We start from the raw sequence: 25,906 nt of genomic DNA, 5'->3' as shown, positions 1-25,906 counted from the left end.
CCCGGCCAATGCCGGGCCCGGGGCTGGGCTGACTTACCACTGGTAGCCGACGCCAACCCCTACCCCCACTTCACCCTGGCTGTCCGCGCTGCCCTGCAGCTTGGTCACCCATTTGCCGTTGTCGGAGATGCGCGACACGCCGACCGACAGCGCCGACTGGCCGCGATAGCCGCTGACACCGACGGCGGCCATGCTGGCGCCCGGCTCGTAGGGCTGCGGCAGACTGGCCATGGCCATGGCGCCGGCGATACCCGCGCTGAGGGTATTGTCCTGCTCGGCGATGTCGTGCTTCAGGTCGCTGTAACGCGCATCGGTGTAGGCATTGGCGTTGTTGAGGACATCACCCACGCTCTTGTTCAGCTGGCTGAGGTTGACCGCATCGGTATCGGCCGTACCGGCCCTCACGTTGGTGATCTGCCGCTCGTTGCCCGCACTGCCCACCGACACGCTGTTCTCGCGATCCGCCACCGAGTTGGTGCCCAGAGCCACCGAGTTCTTCGCCGTGGCGCTGGAGCCGTTACCCATGGCAACCGAGTTCTCACCCGAAGACCTGGACTTGGTACCGATGGCAACGCTGTTCTTCCCGGAAGCTTCGGCACCCGAACCACCCGCAACCGCATCCACGCCCGTGGGCTTGGGTGCAACCGGCTTGCTGGTCTGGTTGACCTGGAACATGCCGGCCTCGCCGTTCTCGACCTTGGTGACACGATTGTCGATGTTCTTCACATCGTTCTTCACGTCAGTCACATCACCAGCGACATTGGTGATCTTCTGGTCGACACCCTTGAGCTGGGCAACGTTGACCGCATCGGTATCAGCCGTACCGGCCTTGACGTTGGTGATCTGCCGTTCCTTGCCCTTGCTGCCAACAGATACGCTGTCGTCGCGATCGGCCACCGAATCGGCACCCAGGGCAACAGCGTTCCTGGCCGTAGCCTCCGCGCCGCTACCGATGGCCGTGCTCTTCTCTTTGGTGGCCCTGGCGCCATCGCCCATGGCCAGCGAACCATTGCCCTCTGCCTTGGCGTTGTTGCCAAAGGCCGAAGCACCAGTACCCGATGCCGTGGCATTGGCGCCGACGGCAGTCGCCTTGTCGGCGGTTGCCTGCGCTTCGTCACCCATGGCGACGGAACTGGCACCGCTGGCGACGGCAGCCGGACCGGCAACCACGGAGTTCGCACCGCTGGCAGTCGAGTCGGCCTTGGTCGAGTTGGCGTGGAAGTACTTCACACCGTTGTCATGGATATTGACGACTTGGGTGCTCAGGTCTTCGACGGCCTGGTTGGTGGCATACAGCTGCGAACCGTTCACCGCGTCGGTGCTGGTCGCACTCAGGCGGCCGGCGGCGACGTTGGTGAGGGTCCGCTCGTTGCCCACCGAGCCAACGCTGACGGTGCTGGTCGGACTGGTGCCGGCGAAATCGTAGTCGGTGCCGGCGATGGTCACGCCGGCCGTGCCTACGGCTGCATCGGTCACCGAGCCTGCGCCCAGCGCCACGTCCCCGGTGTTGTTGGCTTGCGCCTCACGGCCCAGGGCCAGGCTGCTTTCACCCATGGAGATGGCGTTATAGCCCACCGCGGTGCTGCCCTGGCCTTCGGCCGAGGAGTCGCTCTCCACCAGACCGGCTTCGTTGGTGCGGACGTAACGGATGCCCATGCCATGCACGTCGGTGTAGGTGGTGCTGGTGTCGCCAGCGATGTGGGTGATGGTGTCGCCCAGGTGCGTGACGTTTGCGTTCGTCTCGTTGAGCTGCGACTTGTTCACCGCGTCGCTGTCGTCCTCGCCACGGGCCACGTTGGTGATCTTCGTGCCGCCGGTCTTGGTGACGCTGTCGTAGGTATCGCCACCCAGGGTCACGCTGTTGTGGGTGCTGTCGTCGTACATCACCGCATCGGCGGTGGCCGCAGTCAGTTGGCTGACATTCACCGCATCGGTGTCGTCCTCACCTGCCGTCAGGCCGGTGATCTTGCCGCTGCCGCCATCGTTGAGGGTAACGTTGCCGAACTTCGGCGACTCTGCCATCTGCAGATGGATCGTCCCGGTCAGCGGATCGGTCACAGTCTTCAGGTTGGCACCCGAGTAGCTGCCCGCCGCGCTGGCCTCGCCGCTGATAGCCAGGGTTTCACCCAGATTACGATGCACGGTATCGCCTTCATTACCGGCGAACTTCAGGCCCTTGGTAGTCAGGCCGTCACCCATCTCGTTGAGCTGATCGAGGTTCACCGCGTCGCCACCATCCTCACCCTTGGCGAGGTTGGTGATCCTGGTGTTGTGCATGTCGATACCACCCACAGTGATGCTCGGACCATTGTTGATGGTCAGGCCGGCGTTGTTGATCAGGGTATCGCCCAGGGTGACGCTGTCGACATCCAGGTCCCGGTTGAGGGTGACAGCTATCTTGCCGTCCTGGTCCGCACCGCTCTGGGCTACGCCGATGTTGCTGTCGCCCGTGAACGTGACCTTGCCGTTCGGACCGATGTTGGCGCTGCTGCCGTCGACATCGCTGACGTTCCAGCCGGCCGAGGCCAGGTCCTTCACGTCGTTGAGCTGATCGACATTCACCGCGTCGCCACCGTCCTCACCGGCCGCCACGTTCCTGATGCGGGTGCCGCCGGTCCTGGTGACGCTGTTATAGGTGTCGCCACCCAGGGTCACGCTGTTGTGGGTGCTGTCGTCGTACATCACCGCATCGGCGGTGGCTGCAGTCAGTTGGCTGACGTTCACCGCATCGGTGTCGTCGGTACCGGCGGTCAGGCCGGTGATCTTGCCGCTGCCGCCATCATTGAGGGTGACGTTGCCGAACTTCGGCGCTTCGGCCATCTGCAGGCTGATCGCACCAGTCAGCGGGTCGGTCACGGTCTTCAGGTTGGCACCGGAGTAGTCGCCAGCAGTGCTGGCTTCACCGGTGATCACCAGGGTCTCGCCCAGGTCACGGTGGACGATGCCACCTTCGTTACCGTCGAACTTCAGGCCCTTGGCGGTCAGGTCGTCACCCATGTCGGTGAGCTGATCGACGTTCACCGCATCGCCACCATCCACGCCGGCTGCCACATTCCTGATGCGGGTGCCGCCGGTCTTGGTGACGGTGTCGTAGGTGTCGCCAGCCAGGGTCACCGAGTTGTAGTTGACGGTGCCGTCGCCATTAAGGTCGTACTGGACGGCTTGATCAGCAAGGGCGGTCAGTTGGTCGACGTTCACCGCGTCGGTGCCGTCGGTACCGGCGGTCAGGCCAGTGATCTTGCCGCTGCCGCCATCGTTGATGGTGACATTGCCGAACTTCGGCGACTCGGCCATCTGCAGCGACAGGGTGCCGGTCAGCGGATCGATCACCGTCTGCAGGTTGGCACCGGAGTAGTCGCCGGCAGTGCTGCCCTCGCCACTGATGGTCAGGAGCTCGCCCAGATCACGGTGCAGAATGTTGCCTGCGGTATCGGCGAAGTCCAGGCCCTTGGCGGTCAGTTCGTCGCCCTGTGCGTTCAACTGATCGACGTTCACCGCATCGCCACCATCCACGCCGGCTGCCACATTCCTGATGCGGGTGCCGCCGGTCTTGGTGACGCTGTTGTAGGTGTCGCCACCCAAGGTCACGCTGTTGTGGGTGCTGTCGTCGTACATCACCGCATCGGCGACCGACGCGGAAGTGACTGCCTTGAGCTGCCCCACATTGACCGCATCGGTGTCATCTGCGCCGGCCGACAGGCCGGTGATGCGGCGGTCGCCGATACTCACTTCGCCAGTGGCGGTACCACCCACCAGATAGGCCTCATGCTCCAGGGTGCTGCCGTCCGCGAGGGAGCCGGCACCCAGAGCAACGCTGCCGTCATGGCTGGATACCGCGCCCATGCCGATGGCCACCGAATCTATACCGGAAGCGATCGAGTCGGCGCCAGTGGAGTTGGCGTGGAAGTACTTGGTGCCGGTCTCGTAGATGTTGGTGATGTTGGCGTTGGTCTCGTTCAACTGATCGACGTTCACCGCGTCGGTGCCCGCCACGCCCGGCGCCACGTTCGAGATCACCAGGCCGCCGGCATCAATGCCGGACGTGGTAATGCTCGGGCCGCCAGCGATGGTCAAGCCGGTGGTGTCGATCAGGGTGTCGCCCAGGGTGACGCTGTCGAGGTCCAGGTCGCGGTTGAGGGTGACGGCCACCTGGCCGTCCTGGTCCGCACCGTTCTGAGCCACGTCGATGTTGCTGTCGCCACTGAAGATGACCTTGCCATTCGGGCCGATGTTGGCGCTGTTGCCGTCGGCGTCGCTGACGTTCCAGCCGGCCGAGGCCAGGTCCTTCACCTCGGTGAGCTGGCTGACGTTCACCGCGTCGGTGTCGTCGGTACCGGCGGTCAGGCCGGTGATCTTGCCGCTGTCGGCAGCGTTGATGGTGACGTTGCCGAACTTCGGCGACTCGGCCATCTGCAGGCTGATCACCCCGGTCGCCGGGTCAACCACCGTTTTCAGGTTGGCGCCGGAATAGTCGCCAGTGGTGCCGGCTTCACCGGTGATCGTCAGGGTATCGCCGAGCTTGCGCTCCACGCTGCCGCTGTTGCCGGTGAAGGTCAGCGGGGTATCGGCCAGATCTTTGAGCTGGTCGACGTTCACCGCATCGGTGCCCGCCACGCCCGGTGCCACGTTCGAGATCACCAGACCGCCGGCATCGATGCCGGACGTGGTGATGCTCGGACCGCCAGCGATGGTCAGGCCGGTGGTGTCGATCAGGGTGTCGCCCAGAGTGACGCTGTCGAGGTCCAGGTCGCGGTTGAGGGTGACAGCTATCTTGCCGTCCTGGTCCGCACCGCTCTGGGCCACGTCGATGTTGCTGTCGCCATTGAAGGTGACCTTGCCGTTCGGGCCGATGTTGGCGCTGTTGCCGTCGGCGTCGCTGACGTTCCAGCCGGCGGTGGCCAGGTCCTGCACGCCCTTGAGCTGCGCCACGTTCACGGCATCGGTATCCAGCGCGCCTGCGGCCACGCCCGTGATCTGGCGCGTCCGGTAATTGGCGAGATCGCCCACGCTGACTGCGCCCAGGGTGCTCTTCCAGGTCGCGGAGGTTTGGGTGGATGCAGCCTGGGTGACAGGGTCATAGCCCGCCACACCTGCGGCAGTGTTGGCCACCGCATACCTGCCCAGCGCCACACTGTCCGCCGCAGAGGCATTGGCGTGAGTACCCAGCGCCACGGAGAAGTCCCCCAGGGCATTGGCGCGGTAGCCCAAGGCGGCCGAATTATTGCCGGTAGCGCTGGCAAAATACCCTGCAGCCAACGAGGATTTTTGCGCCACGGAAGAAATACCCACCGCCGTCGAATATTCGGTGGCATTGGTCCCTGCGCCTAATGCCGTCGAATTATCTCCATTAGCCTTGGCCCCATAGCCCAAAGCGGCGGCACCGGTGCCAGTGGCCTTGGACTGATCGCCCACGGCAACGCCAGCCGACCCAGTCGATGTAGCGGCCTGGTAGCCAATGGCAACACCATAGGCGTTGTCTACTTGCGCAAAGGTGCCGATAGCCACCGTATTCGCGGCTGTCGCCTTTGTTTGGTTGCCGATGGCAATGGCGCCATCGGCAGTCGCAAGGTTGCGGCTGCCCACGGCAACGGACGAATCCCCGCTGGCGTTGTTGTTGTAACCCACTGCCGTGGATTGGGTTCCGGCGGCAGCGCTACTGAAGCCAGCGGCCAACGCCCCCGATCCCGTGGCGCCATCGTTGGCGTAGTTGCCACCAGTCGTGCCGTTGTCTTTCACGCTGTAGTAGTGCGTGGTGGCCGACTTCAACTGCGCCACGTTGACCGCATCGGAGTCGGCCGTGCCGGCTGCCACGCTGACGATCTGACGGGTAACCCCGTTGGCGACGTCGCCCACGCTTACCGCGCCAGTCGTACTTTTCCAGACGGACGTCACGCTGGTCGAAGCCAGGCCGGTCCGCGGATCGACGCCCACGATATTCTTGTTCACGTTGGCAACCGAACCGGAGCCGAGCGCAACGCTATTGGCCGAAACCGCACTGGCTCCCAGGTTGTAGTCACCGCCCAGCGCCGTGCTGCCCTGGCCAGATGCCTTGGCGTACGGGCCGACGGCCGTGGAGTACTGCCCGGAGGAGTTCGCGGAGTAGCCCGCGGCCAGCGACGTGCTTCCGCTGGCGGTCGTCTTGGTGCCCACCGCCGTCGCATTGTTTCCCGCCACAGCAATTGCTCCGAGTGCAGTGCCGTAGTAGCCCGCCTGCGCGTTGTAGCCCAGCGCCGCAGCCGCGACGTCGCTCGTCTTTGCGCCAAAGCCTACTGCCGTAGCCCAGCTACCGCCCTCCGCCTTTGCGTTATTGCCAATGGCGACGTTGGATCCGCCCGTAGCAGTCGCTGCCGATCCGATTGCCACGGCGCTGCCTCCGCCGGCAGAAGCGCCTTTTCCGATCCCCACAGCCTGGTCGCCCGTAGTCCTGGAGCCGGAGCCGATGGCAATGGCGTCGCCAGTGGTGCCGGTGGCCTGCGCGTCGTAACCGATGGCAATGCTTTTCTGGCTGCTGGCCACGGCCTTCACGCCGGCAGCGAGTGCGTTCGCGCCCGTGGCGCCATCGTTGTTGTAGTTGCCGCCTACAGTGCCGCCGTCGTTGACGCTGTAATAATGTGTTGCCGAGCCGGAAATCGACTTCTTCAATTGGGCAACGTTGACCGCATCGGTGTCGGCTGTACCGGCTGCGACGCTGTTGATCTGACGGGTCTTGCCAGTGGCGACATCACCCACGCTGACGGCACCCTGGGTGCTCTTCCAGGTAGCGCTGGTGTCGGTGGAAGCCAGTTTCGTTAATGGGTCGTACCCCGCAACACCAGCAGCAGTATCGGCCGCCGAGTCTGCGCCAAGAGCAACGCCGTCGGTGACGGAAGCCTTCGCTCCGCTACCCAGGGCGATCGAGTTGGTCACAAGCGCCATAGCCTGATAGCCAATCGCTGTAGCCGCATCTGCATTCGCCGAGGCGCTCGCACCCACTGCCGTGGCGTTATCTCCGGTGGCGCCGGCAGCGATGCCGGCGGCCAATGCACCTAGGCCCGCGGCTCCATCGTTGGCGTAATTGCCACCAACGACGCCGTTGTCGTTCACGCTGTAGTAGTGAGTCTGTGCGGCCGTGAGCTGCGCCACGTTGACGGCATCGGAATCCTCGGTGCCTGCGGCAACTCCGGTGATCTGGCGGTACTGCTTCAAGGTGGCATTGTTGGGATCGCCGACGCTCAAGCCACCCAGCGTACTCCTGGTGGCCTCGATTGCGGCTTTTAGCTCTGTTCTAGCGCCAGTCGGCACATATCCATCCACGTCCGCCGGCCTGTCTGAAACCGACTTGCTACCGATAGCCACGCCGTCCGCTATGGATACCTTGGCGTCCGCACCCAACGCGGTACCGTTGTTTTCCAATGCCTGGGCATCCGTACCCAGCGCGGTACTGTTGTCTCCCGCTGCCTGGGCATCATTGCCTATCGAGATCGAGTCATTCCCGGTGGCCGACGTTCCTCCTCCGTTTTCGTCGACGTTGCCGATCGCCATGGAGTTGGTGCCATCAACCTTGTTGTTCAGGCCCACACGACCAGAGTTGACATAGAGGCTTCCGCCAAGGCTCAGCGATATGGCACTGGTGCCGTCGCCGAAGAACAGTGTCCGATTCGTCTGGGTATTGTAGGCACCGGCCCCCAGATTACCAGTGGCGTCACAACCTGGCAGGTAGTTCTTGTACGTGGACCCATTGATGCCATACCACTGGTTTCCAGTTCCGCCACCGGAACCACTGCTGGCGTCATAGGCCACGATGCAGCCCCCATCCGTGCTGTCGTTGACCCATATGCCCGGCTGACCATTAGAGCCGCTGGATCCCGGAGCTCCAGCAGGCACGCCGGGGATGGTTGACGTCGGTGCCGCCATTGCCGAGCTATAAATCCCCCCAACCAGGAACAATGGCGCAGTTGCAAGTACCACGCTGGAAACTATCGACTTGGTTTTCTTGCGACTTTTTGTCGTCTCTGCAACAGCGACATAACCACCCTTGCTTTCGCTCCAGACAACTCGATAAGTCTTGTTCACAAAAACCTCTGGGCAGGCGCACGGCCCACTACTGATTTCAATGGGAAATAATTTGGAATGGGTTACAGCACAACGATTTATTACTGAATCGACGGACGTTTCAGGGGGAAGCAGGATTGGGGAAACAACTTCGATAGCACGCAGCACATGGCGGGCGACCGCAGGCGCGAATTACTACTCCGGCGCATATCATCACGGCGCTGTGGCGGCTTGGCAGAAGTGCGGAATTAAATGGAGGCAGACGCCGTATCGCCAGAGCAGGCGACTGTGCATTTCGATGCAATCCAGGAACTGGCGACATTGCGAAAAGGTATTGGTTGCTATTTATGTTCATTACAAATAGGCAAGCGAATAAGGGCCAACAAAAATTGCGAGCATCAACTGCCAACCAGTTCGTTTATTCCGCCCACTGCAATATAGAGACGCGCCGTAATAAATTGCAGCCAACACTGGAGAGCCGGTACTGCAGAAGTTTCATCTTTACATGGATAGACCTGCAGCAATTTTGGCTAGGCTGAAGGTAAAGAAGATTCACGGAAAAATATTTCAGAGCACTCTTAATTTATCCATGAATCTGATGTGGGTATGGGATATGAGTAGCCCAGCCAGGTTTTGTCATACGGACATGCCAGTGCAACCTGTCGCCCACGAGAACGCCCTCCGACTGCTCGTAGGCATCGGAAAACACCTATAGGAATTCAGGTGACAACGACCGGCGCCAGGGTGTGCATCGACAAGTACTGGTTCCACACCGACGACAAGGGCAAGGCGACGCGGGAGGGTCGAGAGCTGCGTTCCCACGCGGGAACGTGGGAACGATATGAACATGATGTCACGGGCGCTATCGCCCCCAGCCCCGATCACACCTGGTAAATGGTCACCACGCTGCTGCCCCCGAGGCCGAGGAACTGCTGTAGCGCATTGCGCGCTCCCTTCACCTGGCGCGGGCCGGCGGCGCCGCGAAGTTGCGTTACCAGTTCGGCGCACTGCACCAGTGGCATGGCGCCACGGGCGTAGCCGCAGGACAGCGCGCCGCCGGATGGGTTGACCACCAGCCTGCCGCCGTAGGAGTTGTCGCCGTCCTCGATGAAGCCTTCCGCCCCGCCTTCGCGGCAGAAGCCGAGCGATTCGTAGAGCAGCACTTCGCTGGCGGTGAAGCTGTCGTCCAGCTCGCAGACCTGGATTTCGTCAGGGCCGATGCCCGCCTGTTCGTAGGCCAGTTGCGCCGCCGTCGCGTTCAGGCCGTGGCCGGCAGCCCAGGTGAAGGAGCCGTCGCCACCCTCCCCCAGCAGCATCCGCGCACTGGCCTGCGCCGCGATGCGCACCGGCCGCGCGCCGGCGTGGCGTCTGGCGAAGTCGTCGGAGCACAGCACCACCGCCGCCGCGCCGTTGGCGGGCTGGCTGCATTGCAGCGCGGTCAGCGGGTCGATGACCGGTTCCGCCGCCAGCACCTCGTCCAGCGTCAGGCTGCGTGCGTACAAGGCCCGGGGATTGCGGCTGGCATGCTCGTGCGCCTTCAGCGCGACCATGGCGAAGTTTTCCCGGCGCGCGCCATGCCGCTGCATGTATTCGCGCGCCGCGCCGGCGAAGATCTGCTGCGCCAGCCCACGGCCGGCAAGCTTCCGGCTGCCCTGCAGGGCCTGCAGCTGGGCAGCGAAGGAACGGTCCAGATCCAGCGCCACGCTCTCCGGCTCGCCTGCTTCCAGCCACTCGAAGCCGACCACCAGCGCGCATTCAGCGCTGCCGGTCTCGATCATCTGGCTGGCCAGATGGAACGCCGCGGTACTGCAGCCGCAACAGATGGCGCCAAGGTCGGGGAGGCCCGCCAGGTCCATGCCCTGCACTCCGCAGCCGCGGGAGATATGACCGCCGGCGAAGCCGGCATAGGCGGCCCTGATCTGCGCCGGATCGACGCCGGCATCGGCGATCGCCAGATGAGCGGCCTCGGCGGCCAGCTGCGAAAAGCCCGGAGCATCCCCCGGGCGGCTGAACCCGGTGACGCCCACCCCCAGCACGTTGACGCGACGTTTCATTCGACAAGCCCCCAGACATTCGATCGCACTACCTTAGGTACTCGACAATCGAAACGCACTACTCGTAAAGGGGGGATTCCCCGAGCTGCCGGCGACCTCCACAGCGAAAATCTCGCTACCCGGCCACACCGCCGCCGGATGAAACCCGGACCGCCAACAAGCGCCCCCAACCGCAAGCATCCGGCCGATTGCCATCTATCCTGAACAGCCCGGGCCGAAAACACCGCGCAAAAGGTGAATCACCTTGAACTCGCTCTCCTTCGCCATCGTCGATCCCCACATCCACCAGTGGGACCCGTACACCACGCCGCACAGAGCCGGCCTCGCGGTCAGGCTGCTCGGCAGGCATCCGCGCCTGCTGGAGCGCGTGGTCCGCGCCACCCAGCCGCGCGCCACGCTGGATACCGTGGGCCTCACCGACCACGTGCTGGCGCCCTACCGGCCGGAGAACTATGCGGCGGACTGCAGCGCCTACAGCGTCGAGGCGGTGGTGCACATCGAGGCGGGCTGGCACCAGCACAGGGATTTCGGCGTGGTCGGCGAAACCCGCTGGGTCGCCGGACTGCCGTTCGGAGCGGACAAGCCGCGGCTCGGCGCCATCATCGGCACCGCCGACCCGACCGCCGCCTGCTTCGACCAGGTGCTGGCCGAACACCGCAAGGCCTCGCCGCTGTTCCGCGGCATCCGCCGCATGGCCGCGCATCACGACGACCCCGGCGTGCATGACTGGAGCCGGCGCCCGGGGCTGTACCGCGACCCGGCCTTCCAGCGCGGCTATGCCCGCCTCGCCGAACACGGCCTGAGCTTCGACGCCTGGGCCTATTCCACCCAGTTGCCGGACGTCATCCAACTGGCGAAGAACTTCCCGGAAGTGCCGCTGGTGATCGACCACCTCGCCACCCCGGTGGGCATGTTCGGCCCGGTCGGCCGCTTCACCGGACGCAGCGTCGGCGAACGCTCGGACATCTACGCCCGCTGGAAGGACGACCTCGCCGAACTGGCGCAGCACAGGCATGTGCATGGGAAGATTTCGGGGCTGCTGATGCCGGTGCTCGGCCACGCCTTCCACCGCCGGCGCGAACTGGCCGGGGTGGAGACCATCGCCGAACTGGTTTCGCCGTGCATCGAGCATGCGATCCGGGTGTTCGGTCCGGAGCGCCTGATGTTCGCGTCGAACTTCCCGATGGACAAGGTCACCGCGCGGCTGTCGGACATCATCGAGGCCAATCTGCGGGTGGTCGCGCCCTACGGGATGGGCGCGCTGAAGGCGATCTTCCGCGACAACGCGGTGCGCTTCTATGGGATGCAGGGGTGAGGGGTCGGGATTGAGGCCGCGAGGGTTCGCGGGCATGGCCCGCTCCTACAGTTGGCGCCGCCGGGATGCTTCGGAGTTGCCGGTCCCCTCACCCTCTGGGTGAGGGTGCAACCCTGCAGTGGCTTCCCGGCTCACGCCCTCTTCATCAACCGCACGAAATCACGCAGATGCTGGTCGTCGTCGCCGAACTGCCGGGCCAGCATCAGCAGATGCTTGGCGTGGTGCGACAGCACGTATTCCCAGGTCAGGCCGATGCCGCCGTGCAACTGGATCGCGTTGTCGGCGATGAAGCGGCCGGCGCGGCTGACGATGTACTTGGCCGCCGCCAGGGCGCGGCTGCGTTCCTCGCTGTCCGGCTCGTCGGCCACGCTGGCGGCGAGGATCGCGATCGACGCGGCCTGTTCCAGCTCCATGCGCATGTCCACCATGCGGTGCTGCAGGGCCTGGAACTGGCCGATCACCACGCCGAACTGCTTGCGGGTCTTCAGGTAGTCCAGGGTCAGCGCGCAGGCGGCCTCCATGCTGCCGACCGCTTCCGCGCACTGTGCGGCGATGGCGCGGCCCTGCTGGTAGCGCAGCGCAGCCAGGGCTTCGCCGTTCGCCCCGAGCAGCGCGTTGGCGGGCACTACCAGGTTGTCGAGGAACAGCTCGCAGGCCTTGCGGCCGTCCATGGTCGGGTACTCGCGACGGCGCACGCCTGCGCCCTGCGGATCGACCAGGAACAGGCTGATGCCCGCCTCGTCGCGCTGCGCACCGGCAACCCGGGCGGAAACCAGGATCAACCCGGCGCTGTGGCCGCCGAACACCACGGCCTTGCGGCCATTCAGGCGCCAGCCGCCTTCCACCATTTCGGCGCGGGTACTCACGTCGTGCAGCTGGTAGTGGCTCTGCGCTTCTTCCAGGGCGACCGCCAGTTGCAGGCTGGTGCTCGCCACCTGCGGCAGCAGCTCGGCCTTCTGCTCGGCGCTGCCCAGCTGTTCGACCAGCCCGCCGGCGAAGATCACCGAGTGCAGGTAGGGTTCCAGGCACAGGTTGCGACCCAGTTCGGCCATGATCAGGCGGGTTTCCACGCCGCTGCCGCCGAAGCCACCGGATTCCTCGGCGAACGGCACGGCGGCCAGGCCCAGCTCGCCGAACTGCCGCCACATTTCCTCACTGAAACCGAGTTCGCTCTGACGATACTTCTCGCGTTCCTCGAAGCCATAGGCGTCACGCACCAGGCGGGCCGCGGTGTCCTGCAGCATCTGCTGCTCTTCGCTGAGTTTGAAGTCCATGGTCCGTTCCCCTTACAGCTCGAGAATCATCTTGGCGATGATGTTTTTCTGGATTTCGTTGGAGCCGCCGTAGACCGAAGCCTTGCGGGTATCCAGGTACTGACTGGTGGCGGCGCTGCTGAACTCGCTGTGCAGCAATTCATCTTCGCCGCTGCCGTAACCCAGTTCCGCCTCGACGTACGGCAGCGCATAGCTGCCCACCGCCTTGCTGATGAGCCAGGCGATCTGCTGGCGCAGCTCCGTGCCCTTGATCTTCAGGATCGAGCTTTCGGCGCCCGGCACTCCGCCGTCACGGGCCGCGGCCAGGGTGCGCAGGTTGAGGATGTCGGTGGCCATGACCTGCATTTCCACGTCGGCGATCTGCGCGGCGAACAGCGGGTCCTCGATCAGCGGCTTGCCATCGCGCAGCTCGGTGCTGGCGACGTGCTTCAGGCGGGACAGCATCTCCTTGGTCTGGCCCATGGCGGCGATGGTGGTGCGCTCGTGGGTGAGCAGGTACTTGGCGCAGGTCCAGCCCTTGTTCTCTTCGCCGACCAGGTTTTCCACCGGCACGCGGACGTTGTCGAAGAACACCTCGTTGACCGAGTGCTCGCCGTCGAGGGTGATGATCGGCCGCACGGTGATGCCCGGGGTCTTCATGTCGATCAGCAGGAAGGAAATGCCGCGCTGCTGCTGGGCCTCCGGATCGGTGCGCACCAGGCAGAAGATCCAGTCGGCGTAGTGGGCGTAGGTGGTCCAGATCTTCTGGCCGTTCACCACGTAGTGGTCGCCGTCCCGCACCGCGCGGGTCTTCAGCGAGGCCAGGTCGGAACCGGCGCCCGGCTCCGAATAGCCCTGGCACCAGTAGTCGCTGTTGTCGAGGATGCGCGGCAGGAAGCGCCGCTTCTGCTCCTCGGTGCCGAACCTGATGATCACCGGGCCGACCATCTTCACACCGAAGGGCACTACCGTGGGCGCGCCCGCGGCGAAGCATTCCTCGTCGAAGATGTCCTTCTGCACCACGCTCCAGCCGGTGCCGCCGTGCTCGACCGGCCAGCCCGGCGCGAGCCAGCCGCGCTTGCTGAGAATCTGCATCCACTCGACCGAATCTTCCCTGTTCAGGTGCTTGCCCTGGAGGACGCGACGGGACAGGCGCTCCGGCAGTTCGGCGCGCAGGAAGGCGCGGACTTCGTCACGGAAGGCGAGTTCGTCCGGCGTATAGCTGATGTGCATCGAGGTGCTCCTCAGATCTATGACAGGCCAGCGGTACGGCCGACCCACGGGGGAAACGGATGACCCGCATATATAAGTCGATCGATACCGAGGGGCGATACCCCAAAAGGACTGCCGGACCCGCCAGCCGCGGTGCGCGGCACCATCATGGGGAACGGTGATGCCGGAGCATTCACGCGACCGCGGGGCAGCTGGGTGGAAATATGCAGCGACTGCTTCAGCCAGAACGGATGGTGGATAACGCCTCAGGCGTCATTCACCCTACCGGGATGCATCCGCAGGCGTAGGGTGGACGTGGTTTTTCACCTCCACCATGAGGCCGGCGGGGGCTCCGGAGTTGCCGGTCCCGGCCCCTTGGGCGATCTCACGCGAGCGGACTCCTGGCCAAAAAAGTGGGCAGTCCATCGCCAATCGTTCTAGGTTTAGTCATTCAGGCATAAGAACAACAGTCTGGAGACGACCCATGATACGACGCACCCGCCTGGCACTGGCCAGCGCCGCCTTCCTCGCTGTCTGCGCCACGGCCCAGGCCGCTCCCACCTTCATCAATATCCTTACCGGCGGCACCAGCGGGGTGTACTACCCCGTGGGCGTCGGCCTGTCGCAGATCTACAGCCACGGCATCGAAGGCAGCAAGACTTCGGTGCAGGCCACCAAGGCCTCGGTGGAGAACCTCAACCTGCTGCAGGCCGGCCGTGGCGAGCTGGCCTTCGCCCTCGGCGACTCGGTGGCCGATGCCTGGAAGGGTGACGCCGAAGCAGGCTTCAAGACCCCGCTGAAGAAGTTGCGGGCCATCGCCGGCACCTATCCCAACTACATCCAGATCGTCGCCAGCAAGGAGTCGGGCATCAGCTCGCTGGCCGACCTCAAGGGCAAGCGCATCTCGGTCGGCGCGCCCAAGTCCGGCACCGAACTCAACGCCCGCGCCATCTTCAAGGCCGCCGGCCTGACCTACGAGAACATGGGCAAGGTCGAGTACCTGCCCTTCGCCGAGTCGGTGGAGCTGATCAAGAACCGCCAGCTCGACGCCACCCTGCAATCCTCCGGCCTCGGCCAGGCGTCGATCCGCGACCTGGCGGCGACCCTGCCGGTAGTCTTCGTGCCGATTCCCGCCGAGGTGGTGGCGAAGATCGGCAACAACGCCTACCAGAGCGCCAACATTCCGGCCGACACCTACGACGGCCAGAGCACGGACGTGCCTACTGCCACCATCGTCAACATCCTGGTGACCCACGAAGGCGTCAGCGACGATCTGGCCTACCAGATGACCCGGCAGATGTTCGACAACCTGCCGCGCCTGGTCACCGCCCATGCGGCGGCCAAGGACATCAGCCTGGAGAACGCGGCGAAGAACCTGCCGATCCCCCTGCACCCAGGCGCCGAGCGCTTCTACAAGGAGAAAGGTCTGCTTCCCTGAGCCATCGGGCCGGCCCCGCGCGAGGAGCCGGCCCCCGCAGGAGCCCCCCGCATGAGCGATACCCCGCACGGTCTGCACGCCGACACCGAACGCTGGCCCGCCAGCCTGTTCGCCGTCGCCCTGGCCTTCTCGATATTCCAGGTCGCCACCGCGGCCTTCCCGCTGATTTCCACCCAGGTCCAGCGTTCCATACACGTGGGCTTCCTGCTGCTGGTGGTGTACCTGTGCTACCCCGCCCGCGGCCACGAGCGTCCCTGGCAGCCGCTGGCCTGGCTGCTGGGCCTGGCGGGCATGGCCACGGCGGCCTACCAGTGGATCTTCGAGGCCGACCTGATCCAGCGCTCCGGCGAACTGACCCAAGGCGACATGCTCATCGGCCTGCTGCTGATCGTGCTGGTGTTCGAAGCCGCGCGGCGCGTCATGGGCATCGCCCTGCCGATCATCTGCGCCCTGTTCCTCGCCTACGGGCTGTTCGGCCAGTACCTGCCGGGCGACCTGGCGCATCGGGGCTACGGCGTCGACCAGTTGGTCAACCAGCTGTCGTTCGGCACCGAGGGGCTGTACGGCACGCCCACCTACGTCTCGGCCACCTACATCTATCTGTTCATCCTGTTCGGCGCCTTCCTCGAACAGGCCGGGATGATCCGCCTGTTCACCGACTTCGCCATGGGCCTGTTCGGCCATCGCAGCGGCGGTCCGGCCAAGGTCTCGGTGTTCTCCTCGGCGCTGATGGGCACCATCACCGGCTCCGGGGTGGCCAATGTGGTCACCACCGGGCAGTTCACCATCCCGCTGATGAAGCGCTTCGGCTATTCGCCGGCCTTCGCCGGGGGCGTCGAGGCCACCTCCAGCATGGGCAGCCAGATCATGCCGCCGGTAATGGGCGCGGTGGCCTTCATCATGGCCGAGACCATCAACGTGCCCTACGCCGAGGTGGCCAAGGCAGCGCTGATCCCGGCGCTGCTGTACTTCGGCTCGGTGTACTGGATGGTCCACCTGGAGGCGCGGCGCAGCCAGTTGCACGGCCTGCCGCGCGAGCAATGTCCCAGCGCCTGGGGCGCGCTGCGCCAGCGCTGGTTCCTGCTGATCCCGCTGCTGGTGCTGATCGCCCTGCTGTTCTCCGGGCGCACCCCGTTGTACTCGGGCATGGTCGGCCTGGCCCTGACGGCAATCGTGATTCTCGGCTCGGCAATCATCCTGCGCGCCAGCAACGCCTGGCTGCGCGTCGCCTTCTGGGTAGCGCTGGGGGTGCTCTGCTCGGGCTTTTTCCGCCTGGGCATCGGCGTGATCCTGCTGGTCATCGCCGCCCTGGCGCTGGCCTGCTTCTTCATCCGGGGCGGCCGCGCCACCCTGCGCGCCTGCGTCATGGCCCTGGCCGAGGGCGCGCGCCACGCGGTGCCGGTGGGCATCGCCTGCACCCTGGTCGGCGTGATCATCGGCGTCATCTCGCTGACCGGCGTCGCCACCACCTTCGCCGGCTATATCCTCGACCTGGGTCGCGAGAACCTGTTCCTCTCGCTGGTGCTGACCATGCTCACCTGCCTGGTGCTGGGCATGGGCATCCCGACCATCCCCAACTACATCATCACCAGCTCCATCGCCGCCCCGGCCCTGCTGGAGCTGGGCGTGCCGCTGATCGTCTCGCACATGTTCGTGTTCTATTTCGGCATCCTCGCCGACCTGACGCCGCCGGTGGCGCTGGCCTGCTTCGCCGCAGCGCCCATCGCCCAGGAGAAGGGCCTGAAGATCAGCTTCTGGGCGGTACGCATCGCCCTGGCCGGTTTCGTCGTGCCCTTCATGGCGGTATACGACCCGGCGCTGATGATGCAGGGCGACAGCTGGATGGCCACCCTCTACATGCTGGTCAAGGCGATCTTCGCGGTGGCGCTCTGGGGCATGGCCTCCACCGGCCACTTCAGCGGGCCCATGCCCTGGTGGGAACGCGCTCTGGCGTTCGCCGCCGGGCTGCTGTTGATCCTCGCCCTGCCGATCAGCGACGAGGCGGGCTTCGCCCTTGGCGCGGCGCTGGTCGGCTGGCACCTGTGGCGCCATCGCGCGGCATCCGGGCAGCCGGCATGACCGGGATGTGCCTGGGGCTGGCCGGGGTGATCTGGGCCAGCCTGCCGCTGCAGCATTTCACCCTCGCCTGGCAGCACAGCATCGAGAAGATCCGCTGGGAGGAGGACTACCGGGTGACTCCGGCCGGACTGGTGCTGGGCGAGGCGCGGGTACGCGGCAACGGCGCCGGCATGGAGATACCCGATGACGCCGTATTGCGCGACGGCGCCTGGCACTACCGGCGCCACCTGCCGCCACTGCAACCGCTGCACGCCGGCCGCACACCCGAGGCCGGCGACTACCAGCTGTGCACGGAACGGGGCTGCCGGGCACTGTCGCACTGGCTGGGACCGCCGACGGCGGCGACCCCGGCGGTGGACTTCTGGGCCTGCGACCTGGACCAGCCCTAACCCGCGCAGATCATCGATTCCCCTGAACTTCTCCGGCCTCGACCCGACAAAAACTATTCATACCGAGTCGACAAGGAGGACACCATGGCGCAGCTGAATTCCTGGCTGGATATCGCCTTCCTCAGCCATCTGCTGCTGGTGACGATCGCGGCCATCGTCGGCTACGGACTGCTCCGTTTCGTCATCCGCGCCCTGCGCAAGCGCCTGGAGGGCAGGACGAGCCACTGGGCCCGCTATGTCTCGGCCATCGCGAACAGGACCAGCAACATCCTGATATTCGTCTTCTCGCTCATGCTGGCCCTCAAGCTGGTCGCCCTTCCCGCCAACTGGGAGGCCGCGCTGGCCCATGGATGGTTCGTCGTCCTGGCGCTGCAGGTGGCGCTCTGGCTCGACGCCTGCGTGCGGCTGTGGACCGGGGACCTGACCCTCGCACGCTTCGGCGGCATCCAGAACCCGGTGATGGCGACGATCATTTCGGTGGTGATCCTCATCGTCGTCTGGGCCGTGATGCTGCTCTCCATCCTGGCCAACCTGGGCGTCGACATCACCGCCCTGATCGCCAGCCTCGGCGTCGGCGGCATTGCGGTGGCGCTCGCCGTGCAAACCATACTCAGCGACGTCTTCGCATCCCTCTCGATCGGCTTCGACAAGCCGTTCGAGGTCGGCGACTTCGTGGTGTTCGGCGGCGTGGCCGGCACCATCGAGCATATCGGGCTCAAGACCACGCGTATCCGCAGCCTCAGCGGCGAGCAGATCGTCTGTTCCAATACCGAGCTGCTCAAGCAGACGCTGCACAACTACAAGCGCATGAATACGCGGCGAATCGTGTTCCAGTTCGGTATCAGCTACCGCACCTCGGCCGACCAGGCCAAGGCCGTGGCGGAACTGGTCAGGGAGATCATCGGCAAGCAGAGCGAGGCGAAGTTCGACCGGGCGCACCTCTTCTCCTTCGAGGAAAGCCGCCTGCTGTACGAGGTCGTCTACATCATGCAGACGGCCGACTACAACCGCTACATGGATGTCCAGCAGGCGATCAACCTGCAGCTGCTGTCCGGGCTCGAAGCCCTGGGCGTCGAATTCGCCTTCCCGGTGCGCGAACTGCGCACGGCCGAACACCCGGCGCCTGCCGCTGGCAGGCCGGCGCAATGGGCGCTGCCGAAAACCAGGTAAGCGCCACGCTCGGCGCCAGTACGGCTCGCGCAGGTCGGCATCGCCGCAAGGAAATCGACGGGCAATTCAGCCTGCTCGATGAGCGCCTGCAGAATGGGCGGTTGGGATCATGGAACGGCAAATCCTGTGTTGCATGGAACGTCACTCCGCCGGAGCGGAGCATCGCCGGATCGAACCGGCTCGAAGGCGCACGGCACCAGGCGGGTGACGTGCGGAAGGAGCACCGGGCGGAACTACTTCAGATTGTTCTGGAAGAACGCGGTCAGTCTGGCGAACGCGATGAGCCCGCTGCAGTACCAGAAATGGCTGCGCCTGAACGAAGCGCGGCGGTCGATGCTCAATGAGCACCTGGACGTATCGAGAGCTGCCTTCGCGGTGGGCTACGAAAGTCCGTCCCAGTTCAGCCGTGAGTACAGCCGCCTGTTCGGCACGCCCCCCAGGCGGGACATCGCTACACTACGTGGCCAGGACGGAATGCAAGTCGGTGGGGCTTGAAGCGCAACCCTGATCGAAAACCCCAGGGGAACCCGCGGCTTGCTCGATGTCCGTCATGGGTCGCCGCCCACCAGTGGCGCGCCGACCGCAGACTGGAAACGGCATGCCCTGTCGGGTTCCAGACCCGCTGCGTGGCCAGAGCCCGCGCATCAGCTCCAATGGCGGAGAACCGAGATGATCAGCAAAAACACGATATGCCTCTGGTATGACGGCACCGCGCTGGATGCGGCGACCTTCTACGCCGAGACCTTCCCGGACAGTGCGGTGGGCGCCGTCCACCGCGCGCCTGGCGACTATCCTGCGGGCCAGCAGGGCGAGGTCCTGACCGTCGAGTTCACGGTGATGGGCATTCCTTGCCTCGGACTTAACGGCGGCGCGGCGTTCCAGCATAACGAGGCGTTCTCGTTCCAGGTGGCGACCGACGACCAGGCCGAGACGGACCGCTTGTGGAACGCGATCGTCGGCAACGGGGGCCAGGAAAGCGCCTGTGGCTGGTGCAAGGACAAGTGGGGGCTGTCCTGGCAGATCACCCCACGCGTATTGACGGCCGCGATTACCAATCCTGATCGAGCAGCGGCCAAGCGTGCGTTCGAAGCGATGATGAGCATGCACAAGATCGATATCGCCGCGATCGAAGCTGCGCTGAAGGGTTAGTCAGAAGCGGGCGCCGGGTCCCGATGTCGAAGGATCAAAGGAAAGGTCGGAACGAAAGCTCGAGGCCGAGCGCAATAAGGAAGAGCAGGAAGCACTGGCGGAAGCGCCTGGGACTGATCCGCAGCCGCACGAATCGACCAGCCCACATTCCGATCAAAGCCGGAACGATAGCCATCATGGATGTACCGAGCTGCCCTACTTGAAATGCACCATACGTGAAGAGCCCTATGGCCAGTGCCACCGTGGAAACGGTGAACGACAGGCCAAGCGCTTGAACCAGTTCTTCCCGGTTCATATCCAGTGACCCGAGATACGGGACCGCCGGCATCACGAAAACGCCGGTGGCCCCGGTAACTACTCCGGTTATCAGACCGATCACTGCTGACAGCCACCACTCAATTCGTCTTGGGACGGAAAAAGCCGGCGCGACGAGTGCATAGGTTGCGTAAACAATCAGGGCTACGCCAAGACCGAACCCGGACCAAACCGGATTGACCCAAACCAGTAATGCCGAGCCTCCAACCGTGCCGATGACGATGCAAAGCATCATCGGCCAGAGCCGGCGTACCGGCTGTACTACCGACGGGCCGGAAAACAGCTGCCACACATTGGTCACGAAGGAAGGCACGACGAGAATTGCCGCAGCGGCAGCCGGGGGCATCACTGTTCCAAGCAACCCCATGGCGACCGTAGGCAGTCCCATACCAGTGACGCCTTTCACCACACCAGCAGCTAAAAAGGTGCCGACCAACAGCAGAAGGTACATAACAGAATCGTGCATAGGACGCTCGGATCGCATGTCAACGGAGCCAGATTGAAGCCCCTGGCAATGCCCGGCACAATGCGGAAACATCAGCTCAGCCTTCGGTAAATCCGAAGGCAAAACGAACGGAAACCCATGCGGCTCGACTTAGCGAATCTCCAGCTCTTCCTATGTATCGTGGATGCCGGCAGCATCACAGCCGGAGCAGCTCGCGCGAATCTTGCCTTGGCCTCAGCGAGCGAGCGATTACGAAGTATCGAAAGCGCCGCCGGAATAGCCTTGCTGGAACGGCGGCCAAGGGGGGTCATAACAACCGAAGCAGGAGAGGCGCTTGCACATCACGCGCGCTTAATCCTTCGGCAGCAGGAGCTCCTGAAAGACGAGCTTCAGGACTTCGCTGTTGGTGCCAGAGGAACGATTCATCTCTATGCCAACACAGCCGCACTCACCGAGTTTCTTCCCGGCCGGCTTGCCCCCTGGTTAGCTGAGCGTCCTCGTTTGCGTATCGATCTCAAGGAACGCACCAGTACCGACATCGTCCGCACGGTGGCGTCCGGATTGGCCGAGGCCGGCGTTGTCTCAGATGCAGTTAGGGCACAAGGCCTTCAGTTACAAGCAGTTGCGAAGAACCACCTGGTTTTGATTGTGGCTGCGCGGCATCCATTATCGCAGCGCAACAAAATCAGTTTCCCGGAAGTCCTGGATCAACCCTTCGTAGGTCTATCTCAAGGAAGCGCTCTGCAGGATCACATCAACGACCACGCTCGTGCGGCAGGCAGAACGCTCGACCTCCGGATTCACATGAAAACCTTCGAAGGCTTATGTGAAATGGTCGCTCATGGCGTAGGAATCGGGATTCTGCCTCAGGGCATAGCCAAGCGTTACAGGCAGCGGTATTCCCTGCAAACGCTTCAGTTGACGGATGATTGGGCACGAAGACAGTTATGCCTGTGCTTCAGGGACTGGAATGAGTTGTCCGCTCCGATGCAAAGCTTGCTTGCCCATTTGGGAGGCAAATCCGAGACGGCCTGAATTTGTTTCTGGCCGGCTTCTTCCGTTCTACCGGTGGCACCTGCCGTACATCGCAGGGGCGAGGCCAATGCAAGTTACCCAGGCTTGCACAATGCGCCTGTACTCCCGCGTGGAGATGCGCGGAGCCATGCACTCGGCTGGCGCAGTGCCCACGTATCGGCCTTATCGACCCGAAGGGGACGTTGGAAAATGTTCGCGAACCATTGCCTGAAGCGAGGCTTCACGGAGAACGCCAGGGCGCACCATCGGCGAAACTCTCTTCGATCCAATGCTTGAACCATGCTGCTGATGCCGTAGGTTCCTGGATGGCCGCCGCAGTCGTTGCCAACGACGATCACCGCGTCCACGCCAAGACGCGCGGCTGAGCGCGCGTAGCGAACCGCAGGAACCTTGTGCAGAACCTTGATACCCGCTTCTTGCAGCGCTGGCAGAACATCCTCCGGGCTTCCACCCGATGTCTCGACACAGAGCACTTCTTCTTCAGCAAGAATCCTTATCTGCTGCCGCAGGCGCTCAGTCGCGTTGGCCTGGCCGGAAAGGTAGAGGTTCACTCCGAACCCTTTTCCCGAGGTGAGGCTACGACACCGGCGAAGCTGTTCGCGAAACTCATCCAGATCGGGGAAGCCGGCGGCAACCACAAATCCCATCCCGCCTGCGTTGACCACCGCCGCGACGTAGCGCGCGTCTGACACGCTGGGGCCCATGCCGCCGCAAAGAATGGGATGACGGATACCGAGCATCTCGGTAATGCGAGTTCTGAACAGCTGGTTACGCATGGGCACTCCGATTCAGCGAAGAGCATCGAAGGGGCGGCGTGAACCGCCCCGGGGAAGAAAGCTGTGGTGTTCCCAGTACGCTCGGCGTGCTCTGAGCGTCGGGAACATCCTTATAGATGAACACTCGTTCAGCAGTAAAGACCGCAACGCCCATCCGGTGAGGGCGTTCGCCAGTTCCCGTTCAAGCCTGCCGGGGAAGCCCCATGGCTTCGCGCCTGTCCAGTGCACCGGACATCAGGACAAGCGTCAGAGCGCCGAGAGACAGGAAGCCACCGGCCCAATTCGGGACAACAAGACCGAAGCCCGCGCTGATCACCCAGCCACCTACCAGGCTCCGATGGCATTTCCCAGGTTGAAGAGTCCGATGTTCACTGCGGCAGCAAGGGTCGGAGCACCCGCAGCCGCTGCTTTATCCAGAACCAGCTTCTGGATCGGCGACACGGTGGCGAAGCCAAAACCCGCCATCAGCGAAATGCACAAGACGGACATCCACTGGATATCAATCAGCCAATGCTGGATATCGCCCGGCTGCGCTGCCCCTAGGCACAGTTCGGCCGGCAGGACATGGCGGGCTTCCAAGTGGATGAGCCGCTGGACCTGATCACCTGTTTCCTCTACTCGATCCACTACAACGCCGGGCTGGAGCAACTGCGGGCGTGCCTGGCCAGCGTGCACGGCGCGCTGGAAGATAACGGCGTGTTCTGCTTCAACGCGGTAGACAAGCTGCAGCCGCACTTCGAGGTGCAGGTCTTCGAGCATGACTACGAACGCATCACTCCCTGGGGCGGAACGTCCGGGAATGCATTGTTTGTCTGCGTGAAGCGCTAGGAACCTGCCCCCCGATTGTCTCGGCGTTGCCCATGTCCGCTAACCGGCCAGCTCCAGCGGTTCAACAGCAGGACTTGTCGGCTAGTAGGTCTCGATTTCGACGGGCAATCACTATCCACATCCCCACGCAGCGCCGGATCGATAGCTCCCGGCTCTGACAGCTCCGTCTCTCGACGCTTCGCCCAGGCCACTGCAGCCCTGCTTCCGAGCGAAAGCCTGAGCTTCGGAGTAAACTACCACCCCTTTTTTCTTGAGCCGGATCTGGACCGTGCAACTGGCGGCGCCGTCAGTCTTCTGGCGAGCGCTGGTAGTCGCCACGGTGGTACATGCAAGTTTTGCGGCGAGCCGACTCTTGAAACACCCCAAAGACCCTCTTTACCCCCGAAACGCGCAATTCGAGAAACTTATGAAAACCGCTTCAAACCCAGTAAATACGCGCCTTTCGGTGAGTCGCCGCTTCTCGGTTGCGCCCATGATGGATTGGACCGACCGTCACTGTCGTTTTTTTCTGCGCCAGCTTTCCCGCCATACCCTGCTCTACACCGAGATGGTCACCACCGGCGCGCTGCTGCATGGCGACCGGCAGCGTTTCCTGCGCCATGACGAGTGCGAGCATCCCCTGGCGCTGCAGCTGGGCGGCAGCGTGCCGGCAGAGCTGGCGGCGGCGGCGCGGTTTGCCGAAGAGGCCGGCTACGACGAGGTGAACCTGAACGTCGGCTGCCCCAGCGACCGCGTGCAGCACAACATGATCGGCGCCTGCCTGATGGCGCATCCGGCGCTGGTGGCCGATTGCATCAGAGCCATGCAGGACGCGGTTGCCGTGCCGGTGACGGTGAAGCACCGCATCGGCATCAACGGCCGCGACAGCTATGCCGAACTCTGCGATTTCGTCGGCCAGGTGCGCGAGGCGGGTTGCCGCAGTTTCACCGTGCACGCGCGCATCGCCATCCTCGAAGGACTGTCGCCGAAGGAGAACCGCGAGGTCCCGCCGCTGCGCTACGAGGTGGCGGCCCAGCTGAAGCGCGATTTCCCGGACCTGGAGATCATCCTCAACGGCGGCATCAAGACCATCGAGGACTGCTGCGAGCATCTGCAGACCTTCGACGGCGTGATGCTCGGCCGCGAGGCCTATCACAACCCCTACCTGTTGGCCCGGGTGGATTCGGAGCTGTTCGGCGACGACGCCGCGCCGATCACCCGCGCCGAGGCGCTGGCACGCATGCGGCCGTACATCGAGCGGCATATCGCCGAGGGCGGCGCGATGCATCACGTGACCCGCCATGTGCTCAGCCTGGCGCAGGGTTTCCCGGGCGCCCGGCGCTTCCGCCAGATGCTCTCGGTGGACGTGCACAAGGCCGCCGATCCCCTGGCATTGCTCGACCAGGCTACAGAACTTCTCGCCGGCCACTGAGTCCCGTTGAGCGGCGCGGCGGGCTCGGGTAAGGTCGAAGGACCGCAACCGGAAGACCCGCCATGACCTCCAAGCTGGAACAACTCAAGCAATACACCACCGTGGTTGCCGACACCGGCGACTTCGACGCAATTTCCCGTCTCAAACCAGTAGATGCCACCACGAACCCGTCGCTTCTGCTGAAGGCCGCCGCCCTGCCCCGCTACGCCGAGCATCTGGCCCGCGCCACCGCGGACGGCCAGGGCGACGCCGGCCTGGCCTGCGATCACTTCGCCGTGGCGGTGGGCAAGGACATCCTCGGCGTGATTCCCGGCCGCGTCTCCACCGAGGTGGATGCGCGCCTGTCCTTCGACCGCGAGGCGACGCTGCAGCGCGCCCGGCGCCTGATCGACCTGTATGCCGAACAGGGCATCGACAAGGACCGCGTACTGATCAAGATCGCCTCGACCTGGGAAGGCATCCGCGCCGCCGAGGAGCTGGAGCGCGACGGCATCCAGACCAACCTCACCCTGCTGTTCTCCTTCGCCCAGGCCGCCGCCTGCGCCGACGCCGGGGTGTTCCTCATCTCGCCGTTCGTGGGCCGCATCTACGACTGGTACAAGAAGGCCAACAACCGCGACTACGTCGGCGCCGAAGACCCCGGCGTGCAGTCCGTTTCGCGGATCTACCGCTACTACAAGGCCAACGGCTACAAGACCGTGGTGATGGGCGCGAGCTTCCGCAACCTCGGGCAGATCGAGCAGTTGGCCGGCTGCGACCGCCTGACCATCAGCCCCGACCTGCTGCACCAGTTGGCCGACGACCAGGGCGAGCTGCCGCGCAACCTGCAGCCGGGCGAAGGCGAGGCCCGCCAGGTGCTGGACGAAAGCGCGTTCCGCTGGCAGCTGAACGAGGACGCCATGGCCACCGAGAAGCTGGCCGAAGGCATCCGCCTGTTCGCCCGCGACCAGGAGAAGCTGGAAGCGCTGCTGGCCGGCAAGCGCTGATAGCGAACCCCGCACAAAAC

At 64.3% G+C, this 25,906-nt stretch carries 16 protein-coding genes and 3 pseudogenes; 11 read left to right on the top strand and 8 right to left on the bottom strand.

What is annotated here, in order from left to right; all coding sequences use genetic code 11:
• Positions 1-33: 33 nt before the first annotated feature.
• Both BLR75_RS26700 and BLR75_RS08575 read right to left on the bottom strand, forming a co-directional pair.
• Positions 34-8,199 (bottom strand): YadA-like family protein, encoded by an 8,166-nt coding sequence (locus tag BLR75_RS26700; protein ID WP_090416035.1) that lies wholly within the window; start codon positions 8,197-8,199, stop codon positions 34-36.
• Between the two features lie 713 nt (positions 8,200-8,912).
• On the bottom strand, positions 8,913-10,085 hold the full coding sequence (locus tag BLR75_RS08575; protein ID WP_084313276.1) for a thiolase C-terminal domain-containing protein: 1,173 nt from the start codon (positions 10,083-10,085) through the stop codon (positions 8,913-8,915).
• A gap of 244 nt (positions 10,086-10,329) precedes the next feature.
• On the opposite strand from BLR75_RS08575, the gene BLR75_RS08570 reads away from it, so the two are divergent.
• Positions 10,330-11,400: an amidohydrolase family protein gene (locus tag BLR75_RS08570; RefSeq protein WP_084313275.1), complete on the top strand. Its 1,071-nt coding sequence runs from the start codon at positions 10,330-10,332 to the stop codon at positions 11,398-11,400.
• A 131-nt stretch (positions 11,401-11,531) separates the two neighbouring features.
• On the opposite strand, the gene BLR75_RS08565 is transcribed toward BLR75_RS08570, so the two are convergent.
• Both BLR75_RS08565 and BLR75_RS08560 read right to left on the bottom strand, forming a co-directional pair.
• On the bottom strand, positions 11,532-12,674 hold the full coding sequence (locus BLR75_RS08565; RefSeq protein ID WP_084313274.1) for an acyl-CoA dehydrogenase family protein: 1,143 nt from the start codon (positions 12,672-12,674) through the stop codon (positions 11,532-11,534).
• A 12-nt stretch (positions 12,675-12,686) separates the two neighbouring features.
• Positions 12,687-13,886, bottom strand: a complete 1,200-nt coding sequence (locus BLR75_RS08560) for an acyl-CoA dehydrogenase family protein (RefSeq protein ID WP_084313273.1) — start codon at positions 13,884-13,886, stop codon at positions 12,687-12,689.
• A 463-nt stretch (positions 13,887-14,349) separates the two neighbouring features.
• Between BLR75_RS08560 and BLR75_RS08555 the strand changes: the two genes are divergently transcribed.
• The 6 genes and pseudogenes from BLR75_RS08555 (at position 14,350) to BLR75_RS08530 (ending at position 20,090) form a co-directional block, all read left to right on the top strand.
• Positions 14,350-15,303: a TAXI family TRAP transporter solute-binding subunit gene (locus BLR75_RS08555; RefSeq protein WP_084313272.1), complete on the top strand. Its 954-nt coding sequence runs from the start codon at positions 14,350-14,352 to the stop codon at positions 15,301-15,303.
• Between the two features lie 51 nt (positions 15,304-15,354).
• Positions 15,355-17,382 (top strand): TRAP transporter permease, encoded by a 2,028-nt coding sequence (locus tag BLR75_RS08550; RefSeq protein WP_084313271.1) that lies wholly within the window; start codon positions 15,355-15,357, stop codon positions 17,380-17,382.
• Positions 17,379-17,771: a DUF1850 domain-containing protein gene (locus tag BLR75_RS08545; protein ID WP_084313270.1), complete on the top strand. Its 393-nt coding sequence runs from the start codon at positions 17,379-17,381 to the stop codon at positions 17,769-17,771. The genes BLR75_RS08550 and BLR75_RS08545 overlap by 4 nt, the downstream gene beginning before the upstream one ends.
• 84 nt (positions 17,772-17,855) lie before the next feature.
• Positions 17,856-18,941, top strand: coding sequence for a mechanosensitive ion channel family protein (locus BLR75_RS08540; protein WP_084313269.1), 1,086 nt, complete (start codon positions 17,856-17,858; stop codon positions 18,939-18,941).
• Between the two features lie 201 nt (positions 18,942-19,142).
• Positions 19,143-19,436: pseudogene (locus BLR75_RS08535) on the top strand (helix-turn-helix domain-containing protein); the annotation flags it as partial.
• A 174-nt stretch (positions 19,437-19,610) separates the two neighbouring features.
• Positions 19,611-20,090, top strand: coding sequence for a VOC family protein (locus tag BLR75_RS08530; RefSeq protein WP_084313268.1), 480 nt, complete (start codon positions 19,611-19,613; stop codon positions 20,088-20,090).
• 34 nt (positions 20,091-20,124) lie between these two features.
• On the opposite strand, the gene BLR75_RS08525 is transcribed toward BLR75_RS08530, so the two are convergent.
• Entirely contained in the window at positions 20,125-20,856 is a 732-nt protein-coding gene (locus tag BLR75_RS08525) for a sulfite exporter TauE/SafE family protein (protein WP_245726120.1), read from the bottom strand.
• A gap of 132 nt (positions 20,857-20,988) precedes the next feature.
• Here BLR75_RS08525 and BLR75_RS08520 point away from each other — a divergent pair, with 132 nt between their 5' ends.
• Positions 20,989-21,885 carry a LysR family transcriptional regulator gene (locus tag BLR75_RS08520; RefSeq protein WP_084313266.1) on the top strand — a complete coding sequence of 299 codons (897 nt, stop codon included), beginning with the start codon at positions 20,989-20,991 and terminating at the stop codon, positions 21,883-21,885.
• A gap of 74 nt (positions 21,886-21,959) precedes the next feature.
• On the opposite strand, the gene BLR75_RS08515 is transcribed toward BLR75_RS08520, so the two are convergent.
• Positions 21,960-22,661, bottom strand: a complete 702-nt coding sequence (locus tag BLR75_RS08515; RefSeq protein ID WP_084313265.1) for an NAD(P)H-dependent flavin oxidoreductase — start codon at positions 22,659-22,661, stop codon at positions 21,960-21,962.
• Between the two features lie 324 nt (positions 22,662-22,985).
• Positions 22,986-23,240, bottom strand: a complete 255-nt coding sequence (locus BLR75_RS27330) for a hypothetical protein (RefSeq protein ID WP_217633605.1) — start codon at positions 23,238-23,240, stop codon at positions 22,986-22,988.
• On the opposite strand from BLR75_RS27330, the pseudogene BLR75_RS08505 reads away from it, so the two are divergent.
• Positions 23,154-23,489, top strand: a pseudogene (locus tag BLR75_RS08505) (class I SAM-dependent methyltransferase); the annotation flags it as partial. The gene BLR75_RS27330 and the pseudogene BLR75_RS08505 sit on opposite strands and share 87 nt — an antisense overlap.
• 125 nt (positions 23,490-23,614) lie before the next feature.
• On the opposite strand, the pseudogene BLR75_RS26975 reads toward BLR75_RS08505, so the two are convergent.
• Positions 23,615-23,807 (bottom strand): annotated as a pseudogene (locus tag BLR75_RS26975) (site-specific integrase); the annotation flags it as partial.
• A gap of 88 nt (positions 23,808-23,895) precedes the next feature.
• Between BLR75_RS26975 and dusA the strand changes: the two are divergent.
• Both dusA and tal read left to right on the top strand, forming a co-directional pair.
• Positions 23,896-24,900 carry a tRNA dihydrouridine(20/20a) synthase DusA gene (dusA, locus tag BLR75_RS08495; protein ID WP_084313264.1) on the top strand — a complete coding sequence of 335 codons (1,005 nt, stop codon included), beginning with the start codon at positions 23,896-23,898 and terminating at the stop codon, positions 24,898-24,900.
• Positions 24,901-24,962: 62 nt separating this feature from the next.
• Complete coding sequence (gene tal, locus BLR75_RS08490) at positions 24,963-25,886, top strand: transaldolase (protein ID WP_084313263.1); 924 nt, start codon at positions 24,963-24,965, stop codon at positions 25,884-25,886.
• The last annotated feature ends 20 nt before the right edge of the window (positions 25,887-25,906 follow it).

The sequence above is a fragment of the Pseudomonas jinjuensis genome, from assembly GCF_900103845.1.
Taxonomy (GTDB): domain Bacteria; phylum Pseudomonadota; class Gammaproteobacteria; order Pseudomonadales; family Pseudomonadaceae; genus Pseudomonas; species Pseudomonas jinjuensis.
This window is presented reverse-complemented; position numbering and strand designations above follow the sequence as displayed.

What these genes read in the sequence shown, in the direction of transcription:
- BLR75_RS08575 (WP_084313276.1), bottom strand. Translation starts at nt 10,085, where the DNA reads ATGAAACGTCGCGTCAACGTGCTGGGGGTGGGCGTCACCGGGTTCAGC.
- BLR75_RS08565 (WP_084313274.1), bottom strand. Translation starts at nt 12,674, where the DNA reads ATGGACTTCAAACTCAGCGAAGAGCAGCAGATGCTGCAGGACACCGCG.
- BLR75_RS08560 (WP_084313273.1), bottom strand. Translation starts at nt 13,886, where the DNA reads ATGCACATCAGCTATACGCCGGACGAACTCGCCTTCCGTGACGAAGTC.
- BLR75_RS08555 (WP_084313272.1), top strand. Translation starts at nt 14,350, where the DNA reads ATGATACGACGCACCCGCCTGGCACTGGCCAGCGCCGCCTTCCTCGCT.
- BLR75_RS08550 (WP_084313271.1), top strand. Translation starts at nt 15,355, where the DNA reads ATGAGCGATACCCCGCACGGTCTGCACGCCGACACCGAACGCTGGCCC.
- BLR75_RS08545 (WP_084313270.1), top strand. Translation starts at nt 17,379, where the DNA reads ATGACCGGGATGTGCCTGGGGCTGGCCGGGGTGATCTGGGCCAGCCTG.
- BLR75_RS08540 (WP_084313269.1), top strand. Translation starts at nt 17,856, where the DNA reads ATGGCGCAGCTGAATTCCTGGCTGGATATCGCCTTCCTCAGCCATCTG.
- BLR75_RS08530 (WP_084313268.1), top strand. Translation starts at nt 19,611, where the DNA reads ATGATCAGCAAAAACACGATATGCCTCTGGTATGACGGCACCGCGCTG.
- BLR75_RS08525 (WP_245726120.1), bottom strand. Translation starts at nt 20,856, where the DNA reads ATGTACCTTCTGCTGTTGGTCGGCACCTTTTTAGCTGCTGGTGTGGTG.
- BLR75_RS08520 (WP_084313266.1), top strand. Translation starts at nt 20,989, where the DNA reads ATGCGGCTCGACTTAGCGAATCTCCAGCTCTTCCTATGTATCGTGGAT.
- BLR75_RS08515 (WP_084313265.1), bottom strand. Translation starts at nt 22,661, where the DNA reads ATGCGTAACCAGCTGTTCAGAACTCGCATTACCGAGATGCTCGGTATC.
- dusA (WP_084313264.1), top strand. Translation starts at nt 23,896, where the DNA reads ATGAAAACCGCTTCAAACCCAGTAAATACGCGCCTTTCGGTGAGTCGC.
- tal (WP_084313263.1), top strand. Translation starts at nt 24,963, where the DNA reads ATGACCTCCAAGCTGGAACAACTCAAGCAATACACCACCGTGGTTGCC.